This window comes from Picosynechococcus sp. PCC 7002, from assembly GCF_963860125.1.
Classification (GTDB): Bacteria; Cyanobacteriota; Cyanobacteriia; order Cyanobacteriales; family MRBY01; genus MRBY01.
On sequence record NZ_CAWLFA010000001.1, the window covers coordinates 2405788 to 2422047 of the forward strand.

General features: G+C 50.1%; 14 protein-coding genes and 3 pseudogenes. 15 read left to right on the forward strand and 2 right to left on the reverse strand.

Features of this window, described 5'->3' with window-relative positions:
* The first annotated feature begins 68 nt into the window (after positions 1 to 68).
* From serS to AACQ84_RS11725, 5 genes are all read left to right on the forward strand, one after another.
* Positions 69 to 1352, forward strand: a complete 1284-nt coding sequence (gene serS, locus AACQ84_RS11705) for a serine--tRNA ligase (RefSeq protein ID WP_012307924.1) — start codon at positions 69 to 71, stop codon at positions 1350 to 1352.
* Between the two features lie 14 nt (positions 1353 to 1366).
* Positions 1367 to 2047 (forward strand): urease accessory protein UreF, encoded by a 681-nt coding sequence (locus AACQ84_RS11710; protein ID WP_254903502.1) that lies wholly within the window; start codon positions 1367 to 1369, stop codon positions 2045 to 2047.
* 55 nt (positions 2048 to 2102) lie between these two features.
* The gene (locus tag AACQ84_RS11715) at positions 2103 to 2897 is read left to right on the forward strand and encodes a type 1 glutamine amidotransferase (protein ID WP_012307926.1); all 795 of its coding nucleotides are present in this window, start codon (positions 2103 to 2105) and stop codon (positions 2895 to 2897) included.
* A gap of 113 nt (positions 2898 to 3010) precedes the next feature.
* Positions 3011 to 3568: a hypothetical protein gene (locus AACQ84_RS11720; protein ID WP_234992831.1), complete on the forward strand. Its 558-nt coding sequence runs from the start codon at positions 3011 to 3013 to the stop codon at positions 3566 to 3568.
* Positions 3569 to 3608: 40 nt separating this feature from the next.
* The gene (locus AACQ84_RS11725) at positions 3609 to 4766 is read left to right on the forward strand and encodes an aminotransferase class V-fold PLP-dependent enzyme (RefSeq protein ID WP_012307928.1); all 1158 of its coding nucleotides are present in this window, start codon (positions 3609 to 3611) and stop codon (positions 4764 to 4766) included.
* 533 nt (positions 4767 to 5299) lie between these two features.
* On the opposite strand, the gene AACQ84_RS11730 is transcribed toward AACQ84_RS11725, so the two are convergent.
* Positions 5300 to 5608, reverse strand: a complete 309-nt coding sequence (locus tag AACQ84_RS11730) for a penicillin-binding transpeptidase domain-containing protein (protein WP_049761638.1) — start codon at positions 5606 to 5608, stop codon at positions 5300 to 5302.
* Positions 5609 to 5930: 322 nt separating this feature from the next.
* Between AACQ84_RS11730 and AACQ84_RS11735 the strand changes: the two genes are divergently transcribed.
* The 8 genes and pseudogenes from AACQ84_RS11735 to AACQ84_RS11770 all read left to right on the forward strand — a co-directional run bounded on the left by AACQ84_RS11735 (position 5931) and on the right by AACQ84_RS11770 (position 12468).
* On the forward strand, positions 5931 to 6473 hold the full coding sequence (locus tag AACQ84_RS11735) for a type II secretion system protein (RefSeq protein WP_012307931.1): 543 nt from the start codon (positions 5931 to 5933) through the stop codon (positions 6471 to 6473).
* Between the two features lie 124 nt (positions 6474 to 6597).
* Positions 6598 to 7116, forward strand: coding sequence for a hypothetical protein (locus tag AACQ84_RS11740; protein WP_012307932.1), 519 nt, complete (start codon positions 6598 to 6600; stop codon positions 7114 to 7116).
* Positions 7117 to 7125: 9 nt separating this feature from the next.
* Entirely contained in the window at positions 7126 to 7548 is a 423-nt protein-coding gene (locus AACQ84_RS11745) for a YraN family protein (RefSeq protein WP_012307933.1), read from the forward strand.
* Positions 7549 to 7596: 48 nt separating this feature from the next.
* Positions 7597 to 9087: a BCD family MFS transporter gene (locus AACQ84_RS11750; protein WP_012307934.1), complete on the forward strand. Its 1491-nt coding sequence runs from the start codon at positions 7597 to 7599 to the stop codon at positions 9085 to 9087.
* A 66-nt stretch (positions 9088 to 9153) separates the two neighbouring features.
* Positions 9154 to 9589, forward strand: a pseudogene (locus AACQ84_RS11755) (GDP-mannose 4,6-dehydratase); the annotation flags it as partial.
* A 701-nt stretch (positions 9590 to 10290) separates the two neighbouring features.
* Positions 10291 to 10446 (forward strand): annotated as a pseudogene (locus AACQ84_RS11760) (LAGLIDADG family homing endonuclease); the annotation flags it as partial.
* Between the two features lie 21 nt (positions 10447 to 10467).
* Positions 10468 to 11079 (forward strand): annotated as a pseudogene (locus AACQ84_RS11765) (NAD-dependent epimerase/dehydratase family protein); the annotation flags it as partial.
* Between the two features lie 39 nt (positions 11080 to 11118).
* Entirely contained in the window at positions 11119 to 12468 is a 1350-nt protein-coding gene (locus tag AACQ84_RS11770) for a UDP-glucose dehydrogenase family protein (protein ID WP_012307936.1), read from the forward strand.
* Between the two features lie 163 nt (positions 12469 to 12631).
* Here AACQ84_RS11770 and sbcD read toward each other — a convergent pair whose 3' ends face one another.
* Positions 12632 to 13858 (reverse strand): exonuclease subunit SbcD, encoded by a 1227-nt coding sequence (gene sbcD, locus AACQ84_RS11775; RefSeq protein ID WP_012307938.1) that lies wholly within the window; start codon positions 13856 to 13858, stop codon positions 12632 to 12634.
* Here sbcD and AACQ84_RS11780 point away from each other — a divergent pair.
* Together AACQ84_RS11780 and map are read left to right on the forward strand one after the other, a co-directional pair.
* Entirely contained in the window at positions 13805 to 15418 is a 1614-nt protein-coding gene (locus AACQ84_RS11780) for a peptidoglycan-binding domain-containing protein (protein WP_012307937.1), read from the forward strand. The two genes, sbcD and AACQ84_RS11780, sit on opposite strands and share 54 nt — an antisense overlap.
* Entirely contained in the window at positions 15415 to 16257 is an 843-nt protein-coding gene (gene map / locus AACQ84_RS11785) for a type I methionyl aminopeptidase (protein ID WP_012307939.1), read from the forward strand. The genes AACQ84_RS11780 and map overlap by 4 nt, the downstream gene beginning before the upstream one ends.
* Positions 16258 to 16260 lie beyond the last annotated feature (3 nt).

Genomic DNA, 16260 nt, shown 5'->3' on the forward strand with positions numbered 1-16260 from the left:
ATTCGATTGATTATTACTAGCCCATCATGAATAATGTTGGGTGATTCAACCGCAGCAAAGCAAAGTCCGTGCTAGACATTAAACTCCTCCGCGAAAATCCAACCCTTGTCCAAGAACGCCTCGATGCCCGTAAAGCGGGAGAATACGCTATTCAACCGATTCTTGATCTAGATATTCAACAACGCACCCTCGAAGGCGATCGCAGCCAACTCCAGGCCCGCAGCAATGAGATCGGTAAACTCATCGGCCAAAAGATTAAAGGCGGTGCCGATCCCAAAGGCGAAGAAATTGCCACCCTCAAAGCGGAGGGGAATGAAATCAAACAAAAGCTCGCCGACCTCGAACCCCAGGAAAAAGAACTCAAAGCCCAAATTTACAATCTGCTGTTAGCGCTGCCGAATCTGCCGGATCAAAGCACCCCCGTGGGCACCAATGAAACTGAAAATGTCGAAGTGCGCCGCTGGGGAGAAGCACATAAGCCCACCAATGAGAACATCTTGCCCCACTGGGAAATTGGTGAACAGCTCGGTATTCTCGAATTTGCCCGGTCAGTAAAGGTCGCCCAAAGTCGCTTTGTGAGCCTCGTCGGTGCGGGAGCAGCCCTAGAACGAGCTTTGATCAACTTCATGTTGGATCAGCAAATTGCGGCAGGCTATGTGGAAGTAATGCCCCCGGTGTTGATCAATAGTGATTCCCTTACTGGAACAGGACAACTGCCAAAATTTGCCGAGGAAAGTTTCCGCTGTGCCGACGATGATCTCTGGCTAACTCCCACTGCTGAAGTGCCCGTCACAAATCTCTACCGTTATGAAATCCTCGAAGCGGAAAATTTGCCCATTTACCATTGTGCCTACACCCCTTGTTTTCGGCGGGAAGCAGGTAGTTATGGCAAAGACACCCGTGGGCTAATTCGGCTGCATCAGTTTAATAAAGTCGAACTTGTAAAATTTGTCCATCCTGAAACCTCGGCGGCAGAACACGAAAAACTCGTTGCTAATGCCGAGGCGATTCTCCAAGCCCTCAAGTTGCCCTATCGCGTTCTCGAACTCTGTAGTGGTGACTTGGGTTTCAGCGCCGGGAAATGCTATGACCTGGAAGTGTGGCTCCCCTCCGCAGACACCTACCGGGAAATTTCTAGTTGTTCTAATTTTTATGATTTCCAAGCGCGACGGGCGGGGATTCGCTTTAAAGAAGCAGGAAAAAAAGGCACCCAGTTTGTCCATACCCTCAATGGTTCTGGGTTGGCGATCGGTCGCACCATGGCGGCAATCCTCGAAAATTATCAACAGCCGAACGGAACGGTAGCTGTGCCAGAGGTGCTGCGGCCCTACCTTAAGCGTGATTTTCTCTAGTCCATCCGAGGTCACTGGTGCAACAACTCATTCTCTGGCAACTGATTAATTCAAACTTTCCCCTTGGAGCCTATAACTATTCGGAGGGTTTGGAATATTTGGTAGAGTCGGCTGGATGTTCTGAGGTAGAAAGCTTTCAGGATTGGTTGGGGTTGCACCTGCGCTATGGTTCGATCCGCGCTGAAGTGAGCATTGTGCTGAGGATTGTACAGGCGATCGCCTCCGGGGATTTTAATCAGCTCCAATATTGGAATACCTGGCTCAACGGCACCCGGGAGACGCGGGAACTCCGGCAACAAAGTATCCAGATGGGCAATAGTTTATTGAAACTGTTGGGAGATTTAGACGAAAACAAACGACCGCAGCTAGGGGCTTGCCGGGAGCAGATCGGCAAAAGCTGCCATTATGCGATCGCCTTTGGGATAGCGATCGCCCTCTGGGACATTGAGTCGCACCAGGCCGTTTTAGGTTATCTTCATAGCTGGCTGAGTAACTTGGTGAGTGCGGGGGTGAAGTTGATTCCCCTCGGACAAACCCAAGGCCAACGGATCATCTACCAGTTACAACCCCTAATTATTGAGACAGTAGAGACTGTAGTAACGCAAAAAGAGATGGATCTTTATGCCTGTACCTGGGGTTTAAGTTTGGCGAGTATGAATCACGAAACCCAATACACTCGCCTTTTTCGGAGTTGACCCCCAGGGGTTAAGATAAGGGGCATTCTTTTTTTCGGTGAATGGCTCAATGACGATGCACCTCAAGCTCGGCTGGCTCTACCCCACCCTCATGGGCACCTATGGCGATCGCGGCAATGTGATTTGCCTAGAAAAACGGGCCCAATGGCGACAGATTACCGTTGAAGTGATCCCCCTCGATAAAGAAGCGCCCCTAAACGTTTGGGAAGAGGTCGATCTGATTGTGGGCGGCGGCGCCCAAGACCGCCAGCAGGAGATTGTCATGCGGGATCTCCAGGGGGCCAAGGCCGAACAATTAAAAGCCCTCATCGAAGATCAAGTGCCAGGGGTCTTCACCTGCGGCTCACCACAATTGCTCGGTAAATATTATGAACCCGCCCTCGGCCAACGCATTGAAGGTCTCGGCATTTTAGATCTTGTCAGCAAACATCCAGGCTTTGGGGCAAAACGTTGCATCGGGAATGTCGCCTTTGAAATCACCGCTGAACCCCTCGCCACAGAATTAAAGGCCAAACTCGGCGATCGCCCCATTGCCATCGGCTTTGAAAACCACGGTGGGCGTACCTACTTAGGAGAGGTGCAACCCCTAGGCAAAGTTCTCAAGGGCTACGGTAACAACGGCGAAGATGGTTGGGAAGGGGCATTCTACCAAAAGGCGATCGCCACCTATGCCCACGGGCCACTGCTACCGAAAAATCCGTTCCTAGCCGATTGGCTCCTCGAAAAAGCCCTGGAACGGAAGTACAACACCGAAATTCACCTTGATCCCCTCGATGATCAACTGGCCCGCCAAGCACGCCAGACCATGTTCCAGCGCCTCACATTGTCTGTATCGAGCAGCCCCGTTTAGGCAACCCCGTTTAAACTTAGCAAGTAGACCCTTCTCACCAGCATTGCCTGACAAAACCAATGGAGAAAGATGCGAAAAGCCCCTTGATCCTGATCATTCCCTGCACCCTGTTAATGACTGTATTTTTCAGTGTTTGGACGATCTGTGTGGTGGCGATCGCCTGTGTGGTGGCCTGGTATCTCTGGCAACAGTACCGCTGGCAGCAACTCTCAATCACCCTCACCCCCGATTTCCGTCGCCTGATCGAAGTAAACCAAGGAAAAATTACCGTAGCCGACTTAACCCTTGCTACGGGCTTATCGGGGAATGATGTCCGTTGGTTTCTCGAACGCAAAGCAAAGGAGTACGCCGCCCAGGCTGTTGTTTATCAAAAAACAGGCATTGTTTATTACTTTTTGACCAGCGGTGCCCTGGGCAGTATGTTCAATGGCAGTGATCCCGAAATCCCAGAGCCAGACCTCCAGGAACCCACGCCACCACCCTTAACTCCAAAATCACCGCCAGCACCGATGATTCAAACGGAACTCGCGAAACGTTTTTCCGTACATCCCAGCACCCTCCGCAAACGCCGGGGCCGTGATAATTTTGCTGAATGGAGTCAGGCTAAAGATCCCGATAATATTCCCTGGCGCTACGATCCCAATACCCGTCAGTTTTCGCCCCAGCAATAACCCTGTTCATTTTTACCCCCATAATTTCATTCATTCTCCCATGCCCGATCTGCACCAACATCGCCAACAGTTTCCTGCCCTCGCCCACAAAACTTACTTTAACTACGGTGGCCAGGGGCCGTTACCCCAGTCGAGCCTTAATGCCATCCTAGACAGTTATCACCAGGGCGATCGCCAAGGGCCTTTTTCCCTCGCCCAGGGTCAATGGGAAACGGGCATTATTCAAAAATTGCGGGGGGCGATCGCCGCTGAACTCCAAGCTCAACCCCAAAATATTGCCCTCACCGAAAATGTAACTGCTGGCTGTAACATCGCCCTCTGGGGGATCGACTGGCAAGCGGGGGACGAAATCCTCCTCGGTGATTGTGAACATCCAGGCATTGTTGGCATTGTCCAGGAGATTGCGGCCCGCTTCGACGTGAAGATTCGCATTTGTCCCCTCTTTGACACTCTCAATGGGGGTGATCCTACAGCGACGATCGCCCAACATTTAACCCCCCAAACTCGCCTCTTGGTGATTAGCCATCTTTTTTGGAATACAGGCCAGATATTGCCTTTAAAGGAAATTTGTACCCTCTGCCATGGCCAAAATACCCTGGTGCTGGTGGATGCGGCCCAATCCTTCGGGATGCTACCCCTCGATTTACCAGGGTTGGGGGTCGATTTCTATGCCTTTACGGGTCATAAATGGTGGTGCGGCCCGGCTGGGGTCGGCGGACTTTATATTTCCACCGAGGCGATCGCCCAGCATCGACCGACCTTTATTGGCTGGCGGGGGGTAACCCAGTGGGATTCAACGACTGAAGTGGCCCTTGCCCAGGATGCCCGCCGTTATGAAGTCGCAACTTCCGCTTATCCTCTCTACGTTGGCTTAATGGAGGCGATCCGCTTACATCAACAATGGGGTGATATGGCCAGCCGTTATCAACAAATCTGCGATCGCAGTGCCTACTGTTGGGAAAAACTCAACGCGATCCCCCAGGTGCAATGTCTCAAAACCACCCCCCCCACTTCGGGGTTAGTCTCCTTTCAAGTCGATACCGCCCAAAGCCACAGTGATATTGTCAAAGCCCTCGAAGCCCAGGGGTTTTGTCTCCGGACGATCCGCTTCCCGGACTGTATCCGCGCCTGTACACACTACTTCACCACCCCCGCAGACATCGACCAATTGGCGATCGCCCTCACCACCCTCACCTGAGGCTCCCAAAACCTTTTAGATGAAACAGCGCTATATCTACTCATTATTGTTCCTATTACCTGGCTTCTCTGTCTCTCTACTGGGTACTTGGATAATAATGGGTACTGTCCTCGGAATACTCTGGTTATATGTCTTTGGCGACAATCCATGGCCAACGTGGATAGAGCCGCTGATATCTGTCTTGTTTTTGTTAATATTCTCTGGCTCATGGCTAACAATTACCGTAGCGGGCTACCGTGTCGGCAAAAAATTAGAGGCGAGGTCAGGGTTTAAAAGCAAACACCTTTGGCTATCTCTATGGGCAACCTTACTACCAATCGCGATTATCTTGCTCCATCAGTTGGGTAATGGCAACCTCGGCCCCAAATCTCCACAAGAACGTTGTCACGACTATTGTCGTTATCATGGCTATCAATCCAGCAGCACATCGCCACAGAACTCTGGCGGACAAACCTGTAGTTGCCTGGGACAGTATGGTGCGATGGAAAGAATACAGCCGATTGATCAATTGCCACGCTGAAGGGCGGAAGCGGTCAAGGCAAAATCCCCAATTCCTGTAAACAGCGACGGGTAACCTCCAGGCGAGCGGAACCATCTTGGGGACTATTGATATCAATGTTGGTCGCAAAAAAGTACACATCATCGCCCCGTTCCGCATAGCCCACATACCAACCGATATTCTGAACTCCGGGGTTCCCAAAACCAAACCAGCCTGTTTTTGCTCGAATCGTGTAATTGGGGATTTGTTCAGCGATCATGATCTCTTTGACTGAGCTTTCCATCGACATAAATAATCTTTCCATACAAGACAAAGCTGCCGTAAAACGGAGGGCTCCACGCATAAAATCTATTGCTGTTGAGCATCCTAAGTCAAATGCCTCAATCTTAAAATCACTACAGATGCAGCACCCGTTATACGCCATAAACTCTTACTTCTGATGGACTAAATTCTTTAAAATTTTAGGTAGGCTAGAAATAAAAGAAACAAGTAAGCTTTTACTTAAAAATCAATTGTAATGAGCGAGTACTGTGGCCTCTAATCAAGTAGAGATCTGTAGCTTCATGGTCAATAGAAATTTTCTTTAGCGTAAAAGATGGAGTCAGAAATAAATTGGGTATTGTAAATCTAAAGTTCTCTTAAAATTCCAAAAAATATCTTTATGTATGTTGCGTCTTCTCTTTCTCCATCGTAAGAAAGCAGCCCAAGATTTCCAAGGTTTCACCGTGATTGAACTCATGATTGTAATGATAATCACGGGCATCTTAACGGCGATCGCCTTGCCTGCCTTTTTAAATCAAGTGGACAAGTCCCGATATGCTAAAGCGCGGCTGCAAATGCGCTGTATGCTTCAAGAGCTCAAAGTTTATCGCCTGAATCACGGCAGTTACCCCCCGGATCAAAATCGAAATGTTCCTTACTATCCTGGGTCTGAGTGTTTTAAGGTACATACAGGGTATGTTAGGGATAGACCGGATATCAATCGAAATAATAATACAGATATTCCATTTCATTCTGTCTATGATTATGAACGCTGGGATTACAATTCTGGCTGTTATATTGCGGTGACATTTTTTGGCAAAAATGGTCTGAGAAGATTTACTCAAGCTGCCATTAATGAAATATCCACCACTGGATTTCATTTCTATGATGGAACTGATGATGATTTGGTCTTGGTTGTGGATATTACTGATAGTCCCTGTGATTAAAAAAATATTTCATTTTAAGTTGTAACCAATATAAAACTAGGCCTAAATTCTTACAACTTTGAACCGGAGGTTGAGGCGATCGCCTACAATCAAACTTTGAAGATTCCATTGGTTTGTCGTTGCTATGAATTATCTGATCGCCGTATTCCCAGACCGTATGACCGCCGAAGAAGCCTATACCCAACTGGAAAAAGCTAAAGTTCCCACCAAACATCTAGCTATTGTTGGTCAAGGCTACCAAACCGCCGATGAATTTGGCTTTATCGATCCCTCTAAGCAGGGGCGCAAGCGAGCAAAATTGATGGCCTATTGGCTAATCCCCTTCGGCTTCTTTGGGGGTTTTGTCTTCGATTACATTACGGGGTTAGATACCTTCGCCTGGGCTGGTACACCGGGTAATCATATTGTCGGGGGTCTCGCTGGGGCTGTTGGCGGGGCCATGGGGAGCTATTTCGTTGGCACAACCGTTGGCTTGGCGGTGGGGAGCGGCGATGCCCTACCCTATCGCAATCGCCTCAATGCAGGGAAATACCTCGTGATCTACAAATATGAGTTGAACAAATACCGCGACTTGGTGACCCGTCTACTCCAGGAGCAAAATCCGGAAAATCTCCAGGGCTATTCAGAATCTGGAGGGATGTAAGCATTTGCCATGGCTGACACCCCTTCACCCGAAAAATTAGCGGCCCTTGCCGTTGGTGAGCAGGGAGAGCTTTTTGTGCAGCAGCATCTCAAAAGCCAGGATTGGCAGATTGTCGCAACCCGTTGGCGCTGTCGTTGGGGAGAATTGGATCTGGTTGCGTTTCATGCCCAGACAAAAATTCTTGCTTTTGTAGAGGTAAAAACCCGACAACAGCACAGCTTGGATTATCAAGGCTTACTGGCGATCACCCCCAGCAAACAACGCAAAACCATCCGGGCGGCGATGCAATTTTTAAGTAAATTTCCCCAATATGAAACCTACGGTTGTCGCTTTGATGTGGCCCTTGTCACCTACAGCAAAACTGCAACCTTTCCCCAGGGTTTCCGCCTAGCTACTTACTTGGAAGGGGCATTCGAGGCCGATGCGTCCTAGAATGTAGGGTGTTTTCCGTGATTCTTAAAGCCCTGTGGCGATCGCCCCATGACCACTTCTGAACTTAGCTCTACCTCCGCGCAAAATTTACCCACTGTTGGCCCCTTTACCATGTTTCGCCTGGGACTTTTTAACCTGGGCTTGGGTCTGATGGCGGTGTTGACCCTGGCGGTACTCAACCGGGTAATGATTAGTGAGCTGGATATTCCGGCGACGGTGACGGCGGGGGCTTTGGCGGTACCACAATTTATGGCCCCCGCGCGGATCTGGTTCGGGCAACTGTCCGACAGCAAAAAGATTTTTAAGCTTCACCGCAGTGGTTATGTCTGGATTGGGACGGTGTTGTTCGGTTCGGCAATCTTTGTGGCGGTACAAATTGTCTGGCAGTTGGCCCTAGCGGTGCGGGAAAATGGCGGCTGGGCCTGGTCTGGGGAGATGTTGCTGTGGGCGATCGCCCTGGGGGCAGTGCTCGGTTTCTATGGCCTGGCCCTCAGCTCTACGTCCACCCCCTTTACGGCGTTGTTAGTGGATATTTCCGATGAAAATAATCGCTCAAAAATTGTGGCGGTGGTCTGGTCAATGCTGCTGCTAGGGGTTGTGATTGGCGGGATCAGTGGCAGTATTTTCCTCGATCAGGTACAACAGGCCGGGGTCATCCTGGGGGCCAATGCCGGAGCAATCATCACCCAAGGGGAAAAGCTCCTGAATACGCCCATCGAAAGTTTACAGGGGCCAATTAATTCTCTGTTTCTAGTCGTGCCGGCGATCGCCTTTGGTTTGGGGCTACTCGGTATCCTTGGGATCGAACGCAAATATTCTCGTTTTAGTCGGCGGACTGCCCCCACAACGCGGGAAGACCAAATCACCTTTCAGGATTCTATTAAAGTCGTCCGTAGCAGTCCACAAACAGCCATTTTCTTTAGCTTTCTCGTGACCTTTACGATTAGCCTATTTATGCAAGAAGCGGTGCTGGAGCCCTATGGCGGTGAAGTGTTTGGGATGTCCATCGGCGAAAGTACCCTGCTCAATTCCTACTGGGGGATCGGTGTTCTCGTGGGCTATAGTGTGACCGGATTTTTGGTGGTGCCGCGCCTAGGAAAGAAAAATACTGCCCGTTTAGGTTGTTTGCTCACAGCGGCTTGTTTCTTTTTAATTATTTTGGCAGGGTTCACCCAACAGCCCCAGATCCTCAGATATGCCCTCGTCCTCTTTGGGATGGCCACGGGGATCGGCACCATTGGCGCGATTAGTTTAATGCTTGATCTCACCGCCGCCGAAACCGCTGGTACTTTCATTGGCACCTGGGCGCTGGCCCAAGCGATGTCCCGGGCGATCGCCACTTTAATGGGGGGAGTCGTGTTAGATATTGGGCGGGCAATTTTTCAAACCCCCCTCTTGGCCTACAGTTCTGTTTTTGTGCTCCAAGCCGTGGGGATGTTCAGTGCCATTTTTATTCTCAATAACGTGAATATCCACGAATTCAAAGAAAATACCAGGCAGGCGATCGCCACGATCCTCGAAGGAGAACTAGATGGCTAGACAAAGTGTCTATCTCTCGCTACCGTTAGGAAAACCATCTGAACAGTCATCGTTCCAGAACTAACCATGCGAATTCTAGTGACCGGCGGCGCAGGGTTCATCGGCTCCCATCTCATTGATCGCCTGATGACCGAAGGCCATGAAGTCATTTGCCTCGATAACTTTTACACAGGCCGCAAGCATAACCTTTTGCAGTGGATTGGCAACCCCTACTTTGAAATGGTGCGCCACGACATCACCGAACCGATCCGCCTCGAAGTGGATCAGGTTTACCACCTCGCTTGTCCTGCCTCACCGATCCATTACCAGTTCAACGCCATCAAAACCGTTAAAACCAACGTCATGGGCACCCTAAATATGTTGGGGTTAGCCAAACGGGTCAAAGCGAGAATTCTGTTGGCGTCCACCTCTGAAGTCTATGGCGATCCGGAAGTTCATCCCCAGCCAGAAACCTACCATGGCAACGTGAATCCCATCGGCATTCGCTCCTGTTACGACGACCAAACCGAAATTTTGACTGATTCCGGTTGGGTACTCTTCCCCGAATTACAACCCAACCAAAAAGTTGCCACCCTCAACGAACAAAACCAAGTGGAATATCATCTTCCCGATGAGTTCATTATTCAACCCTATCTTGGTCACTTGCTGAGATTTAATAACAGCAAATTCGATCTTTGTGTGACTCCAAACCACAAAATGTACGTCCGCAGTAAGACAGGAAAACTCAAATTTCTTCAGGCTGATGAAAAGCGTCACTGGCATTCATGGAAAGTCATTACAGGCGCAATTTTTCAAGGTGAAGAGCTTAAAACTTTTACGTTTGGTCCCCCCCCTCTAAATGCCAAAGTTCGCTTTAATACTGTTTTCATGGACGATTGGCTGGAATTCCTGGGCTATTATCTGTCCGAAGGCTGCACCCACGTTCGTCGTCGTGTACGGGTGGTAAATGGCAGTAATTACGACGTTGCTGATTATAATGTTCTGATTGCCCAAGAAAATCCTGAAGGACGCACCAAGATTGCTGCTTGTTTAAATCGTTTGGGCTTTAAATATTTTGATTCTGATCATCATCAATTTAGGATTTGTAGCAAACAACTTGCTGAGATTCTATTGCCATTGGGTAAATCTGGTGAAAAATATATTCCCCGTGAATATCTGCGGTTATCACCACGGCAATCTCGCATTTTGTTTGATGCGCTGATCATGGGTGACGGTTCTCAACGGGGTAATTGTTTTACCTATTACTCTAAATCAAAGCAACTAGCGGATAATGTACAAGAATTAGCCTTACGGTGTGGCTTTGCTGCTTCTGTTGTGTCCCATGCGGTCGGACGGGATTTATATCGGGTTAATATTCGCGTAGCTAAAGATGCGGCTCTGGTAGAACCAGAAAAAGTTTTTTACAAAGGGAATGTGTACTGCGTCAATGTCAAAAACCATGTGGTTTTGGTACGTCGTAATGGTCGGGTTGCTTTTTGTGGTAACTGTTACGACGAGGGGAAGCGGATGGCGGAAACCCTGGCTTTTGATTACCACCGCTCTAATAATGTTGATATCCGTGTCGCCCGAATTTTTAATACCTATGGCCCCAATATGTTGCCGAATGATGGGCGGGTGGTGAGTAACTTTATCGTTCAAGCGCTCCAGGGGAAACCGTTGACGGTCTATGGGGATGGTTCCCAAACCCGCAGTTTTTGCTATGTGAGTGATTTGGTTGAAGGTTTGATTCGTTTGATGAACCAAAACTTTATCGGCCCCGTCAATTTAGGGAATCCCGATGAGTACACGATTTTGGAGTTGGCCCAAACGATTCAGAATATGGTCAATCCTGATGTTGAAGTCGCCTTTGAGCCGCTACCCCAGGATGATCCGCGTCAACGGCAACCGGACATTACCCGTGCTAAAACCTACTTGGATTGGCAGCCGACGGTGCCCCTCAAGGTGGGCTTAGAAAAAACGATCGCCTATTTCCGCGATCGCCTCGCAGAATAACTAACGGACAACAACACGAGAAATTCACTAGAAATTGCGATGAAAGTTTGTGTAATTGGAACGGGTTACGTGGGCCTGGTCACAGGGGTTTGCCTGGCGCACATGGGCCATGATGTCATCTGCATCGACAACAATGAGCAGAAAATCAAGCTCATGCAGGCGGGGCGATCGCCGATTTATGAACCCGGTCTAGCGGAACTGATGCAGGAAGAAATGGCCACCGGACGCTTGCAATTTAGTACAGACCTCAGTTTTGGCGTCAATCATGGGGAAATTCTGTTTATCGCTGTGGGTACCCCAGCCTTGCCGACGGGGGAAAGCGACACCCGCTATGTGGAGGCCGTGGCGAAGGGTATTGGTGAACATTTGCCCGCCGATAGTTACAAAGTAATTGTTAACAAATCAACGGTTCCGATTGGGTCGGGGGACTGGGTGCGGATGATTGTCCTCGATGGAGTCAAACAGAAGCAAAACGGCCATACGGTGCAGTTTGATGTGGTCAGTAACCCCGAATTTCTCCGGGAAGGGTCAGCAATTTTCGATACTTTTAACCCCGATCGCATTGTTTTAGGTAGTAGCAACTCCAAGGCGATCGCCTTGATGAAACAGCTTTATGATCCCCTCATCCAAGGGCAATTTAGCGCGCCAGAACACCTCAAACCGATTCCGGTGGTGGAAACTGACCTAAATTCCGCCGAAATGATTAAATATGCTGCCAATGCTTTCCTTGCAACGAAAATTAGCTTTATTAATGAAGTGGCGAATGTGTGCGATCGCGTGGGGGCAGACATTCTCCAGGTGGCGAAGGGCATCGGCCTCGATAGTCGCATTGGTAATAAATTTCTCCAGGCAGGCTTGGGTTGGGGTGGTTCCTGTTTCCCGAAAGACGTGGCCGCTTTAGTACACACTGCCGAAGATTATGGCTACCAAGCGCAACTCCTCGAAGCGGCAGTGACGGTGAATAATCGGCAAAAATTAATCGTCGTCGAAAAGCTTCAACAGGAATTGAAAATTCTTAAGGGGAAAACCATTGGTTTGTTGGGGTTAACCTTCAAGCCAGACACCGATGATATGCGTGATGCTCCATCCCTGAAGCTGATTGCAGAACTTAATCGTCTAGGAGCACGGGTGAAAGCCTATGACCCGATTGTGTCCCAAAATGGCATTAGTCAAGGTCTTTCGGGCGTCCTGATTGAAAATAGCCCAGAAATGTTAGCAGATACCTGTGATGCTCTGGTTTTAGTCACGGACTGGCAAGAATTTTTGCACCTCGACTATGGACAGTTAGGCGATCGCCTCCAAAATCGGTTGATCATCGATGGCCGGAATTTCCTCGACCGAGACGCCCTCGAAGCCCTGGGGTTCCGCTATGTGGGCATTGGCCATTAAGTGTTTTAAGCTTCAGAGCCTGTTTATAAAGAAAAAATTAAATCAAGACTGGATAAGGGATTTGGCTTCATTCGTCGCCATGTAGATCAAGCGTCCTACATCGCTTAAGACCATTATTTCGCGGTAGATATAGCCGCTTAAGATTTACTTTATAAATCCCCTCTCAAGTTGAGGTTTGTGACATCAGTTCTGTGGCGGTTTCGCGCATGGCGAGGGCAATATCCTGTAAATCTTCTCGGTTCGTGAGGTAAGTATCTAGGGCATTCATCGGATCGAGGGATTGACCAATGCCCAGTTCCGGTAGACGGGGCCGGGACAGTTGGCTCACCAGTTCCGCTTGAATGGAAGCTTGGTGGGCGGCTTTGAGGGCTTTTCTGAGGGCACGTTGGTCGATGAGTTCTGTTTGTTCGGGGCGAATTTTGTAGATGAGACGGACAACGGTATTGGTGATCGAAACCTGTGCAATTTCGTTGAGAATCGCAGTTTCTGGCTCGTCTGCGTCGCTCACATCGATTTTAATCGTGCGGAACGCCCGGGCCGGGAGGGGCACAAATTCCCAATCCGCTTGACCTTTACGGAGGTTGATTAAAACATAGCCCTTTGCTTCTTTTTCCTCGCTAAAATCAACCCGTTCAATGCTGCCAGGATAGATAATCGGGGGATCATTGCTGGGGTTGAGGTTTTGGTGGCGGTGCACATGGCCGAGGGCCACATAATCGAGTTCGGAACGGTTCAGAAAAGCCACAGGAATATTAAAGCCTTTGCCCACAGCGAGGAAGCGCTCGGCCCCTAAGTTGGCGCGGTCGGCCATGAGATGGCCCACCAGGATCGCGGGAATTTCGGGATTGAGGCGACGAATTTCGGCTTCGAGGATCGGTTCGAGTTTTTGGAGCAGGATCTGATGGATTTCGTTGAGGGTTTTGCCTTCGGTTTGTTGCCGGGTGAGGAGGGTGGCTTGGTTCAACCAGGGCAGGGTAATGATTTGCAGGGGGCCTTTGGGCAGTTCGAGAGTGTGGGTGCGGAGGTGATCGCCCACGATAAAACCAGGCACCGCCAGGGTGCGATAGATATTTAAACTAGCGCCCCCATTGCCTTGGGAATATTGGTCATGGTTGCCGACGACAAGCACCGCCGGGATATTGTGGGCGACGAGGCGGCGAAATTGGCCCGCAAAGGCTTCGTGGATGTAGGGGGCGGGGGTGGCATCGGGGAAGGCATCCCCAGCAAAAATAACAAGGTCTACGGGGTCGGCGATCGCCCGGTCGATACAAAGCCCCAGGGTCTGCTCAAAATCTTCGAGACGGGAATTGAGGCCGGTTTCTGGGTTCACCCGACCATGGGAAAAACCGCTGCCCATATGGATATCGGCGAAGTGAAGAATTCTGAACATGGTGGCGGTAGTTTGGATGGCCTAATTTTTGATTTCTTACAATGGAAGGCGATCGCCCCTCCCATCACCCCCAATCATAATATGAAGCGTCACCGTGAGTCCGCCACCACTGTCTGTGAACGTCCCTCCCTCAAACGCCCCCGGCAACTGCAATGCCAGGCGATCGCCAACGATGATGTGGGTTATTTGCAAGCTTTTTTGCAGGCCGCCGGATTTTTACCCCGTTCAGCGGTGATTGACGGCATTTTTGGGCGCACCACGGAAGCGGCGGTGCGGTCATTTCAACGGGCGAATAAATTGCCGAAAACGGGCACCGTTGATCCCCGCACCTGGCGAACCATTGAACGTTACCAACAATTATTTTTAGCTTCTCCCGCGACGGCTGAACCTCCCTCCGAACAGGCCCCGGAACCCACTTCCTTTTTGCAACAAGATCGGCCCGAAAAGCTTCTGTTGCGCCGGGGGGCTGGCTTTGAAATTTCGCCCCAACAGCAGGCCGTATATTACCTGCAAAAATTGCTGCAACGGGGTCTATTTATCCCAGAAACGGCCAAGCTGGACGGAAAGTTTGGTCGGCAAACAGAAAATGGCGTGAAATTTTTTCAGGTGCGCCAAAAACTTGTGGCCGATGGGATTGTGGGGCTGTCCACCTGGGAAGCTTTGGAGAAATTCGTTTGGGATCAAGAGGCGATCGCCAAAAAATATGCTGATTTGCAACATTTTGCCAGTGGGGAATTTCAAGCCAGTGACCGCAAATATCCCATCCTTCACTTGGGCGATGGTTTAGCGACGCCTCAACTCCACGCCTCGGTGCGCTATTTACAACGCTTGTTGCAGCGGCTGCTGTCCCTGGAGCATTTTCCCATTGATGGTCACTTTGGTTCCCAAACCGAACAGGCGGTTAGACGCTTTCAGATGATTGCAGAATTAACCATTGATGGCGTCGTTGGTGCTCAAACTTGGATGACGCTTTTGAATCAATGGGTGGAAGTTTATTTGCCCCTACGCCCCCTCAAAAGCTATGGCGATCGCCTGATTGCCTCCCTAGAAAATCATCCCCATCAGGATGCCGCCCGCAAAACGATCCCGATGCTTCTAGAAACCTGCCAACGTTGCGGGATCATCGAACCGACCCAGTTGGCCTATATCCTTGCTACGGCGGGCCATGCAGGCGATTTTGGTGCCAGTCTTGTGGAGCCGACCCCAGACCCAAACCTCGAAAGTCGTCGTGATTTGGGGAATATCCAACCGGGTGACGGGCTGCGCTACCAGGGGCGGGGCTTCGTAAAAATTGCCGGTCGGTTAAACTATACCCGGTGGGGCGATCGCACCGGCGTTAATCTCGTCGATCACCCAGACTTTGCCGCTGAAACCCATCTCGCGGCGATCATCTTAGTGCTGGGGCTGCGCGATGGTTCGTTTACGGGTCAAAAATTAGACGATTACCTCAATGGCGATCGCCAAGATTTTTACCATGCCCGGCGCATTGTCGCTGATCTCGATCCCGCCGCCGAAATAATTGCCCAATCTGCCATTGATTTCCTCAAGGTACTCCATTGAAACAGTTACTCAACCTCCTAATTCCCGAACCTAAAAAAGCCCAAGTGGGCCTCCCCCGCCGCCGTAAAAAAAGCAAAGTTAAAATTAAGACCGCCGCTGAAATTGCAATTATGCGACAATCGGCGCGGATTGTGGCGACCGTCCTCAAGGAAATGAGTGAGATTATCAAGCCAGGGATGACGACCCTCGAAGTGGATACCTATGCTGAACAGCGGATCCGAGAATTAGGCGCAACGCCCAGCTTTAAAGGATATTACGGTTTTCCCGGTTCCATCTGCATCTCGATCAACGATGAAGTTGTCCATGGCATTCCCCGGGCCGATAAACGCATCCACCAAGGGGACATCGTGAAAGTCGATACGGGTGCATTATTTAATGGTTATCATGGCGATTCTTGTATTACCGTCGGCGTTGGCAAAAAGATCAAACCGGAGGCTAAACGATTAATGCAAGCGGCTGAAGAAGCCCTCTATAAAGGGATTGAACAAGTAAAAGCAGGCAATACGCTCCTGGATATTGCTGGGGCCGTCGAAGACCATGTCCACAGCTATGGCTACCAGGTGGTGGAAGACTTTACGGGCCATGGGGTCGGTCAAGCGCTCCACGAGGAACCATCGGTGTTTAATTTCCGCACCCGCGACCTGCCCAATGTCGTCCTAGAAGCGGGCATGGTGCTGGCCATTGAACCGATTGTCAATGCCAAAACAAAAGAAACCATCACCCTCGAAGATAAATGGACGGTGATCACCCCCGATAAGTCCCTGTCGGCCCAGTTTGAACATACGGTGCTGGTGACGGAAACGGGCTACGAGATTCTCACGGATCGCAATCTGGTGTAATTA

Coding starts and splice junctions, on each gene's coding strand:
- AACQ84_RS11715 (WP_012307926.1), top strand. CDS start 2,103: ATGCACCTCAAGCTCGGCTGGCTCTACCCCACCCTCATGGGCACCTAT.
- AACQ84_RS11720 (WP_234992831.1), top strand. CDS start 3,011: ATGACTGTATTTTTCAGTGTTTGGACGATCTGTGTGGTGGCGATCGCC.
- AACQ84_RS11725 (WP_012307928.1), top strand. CDS start 3,609: ATGCCCGATCTGCACCAACATCGCCAACAGTTTCCTGCCCTCGCCCAC.
- AACQ84_RS11730 (WP_049761638.1), bottom strand. CDS start 5,608: ATGCGTGGAGCCCTCCGTTTTACGGCAGCTTTGTCTTGTATGGAAAGA.
- AACQ84_RS11735 (WP_012307931.1), top strand. CDS start 5,931: ATGTTGCGTCTTCTCTTTCTCCATCGTAAGAAAGCAGCCCAAGATTTC.
- AACQ84_RS11740 (WP_012307932.1), top strand. CDS start 6,598: ATGAATTATCTGATCGCCGTATTCCCAGACCGTATGACCGCCGAAGAA.
- AACQ84_RS11745 (WP_012307933.1), top strand. CDS start 7,126: ATGGCTGACACCCCTTCACCCGAAAAATTAGCGGCCCTTGCCGTTGGT.
- AACQ84_RS11750 (WP_012307934.1), top strand. CDS start 7,597: ATGACCACTTCTGAACTTAGCTCTACCTCCGCGCAAAATTTACCCACT.
- AACQ84_RS11770 (WP_012307936.1), top strand. CDS start 11,119: ATGAAAGTTTGTGTAATTGGAACGGGTTACGTGGGCCTGGTCACAGGG.
- AACQ84_RS11780 (WP_012307937.1), top strand. CDS start 13,805: ATGGGAAAAACCGCTGCCCATATGGATATCGGCGAAGTGAAGAATTCT.
- sbcD (WP_012307938.1), bottom strand. CDS start 13,858: ATGTTCAGAATTCTTCACTTCGCCGATATCCATATGGGCAGCGGTTTT.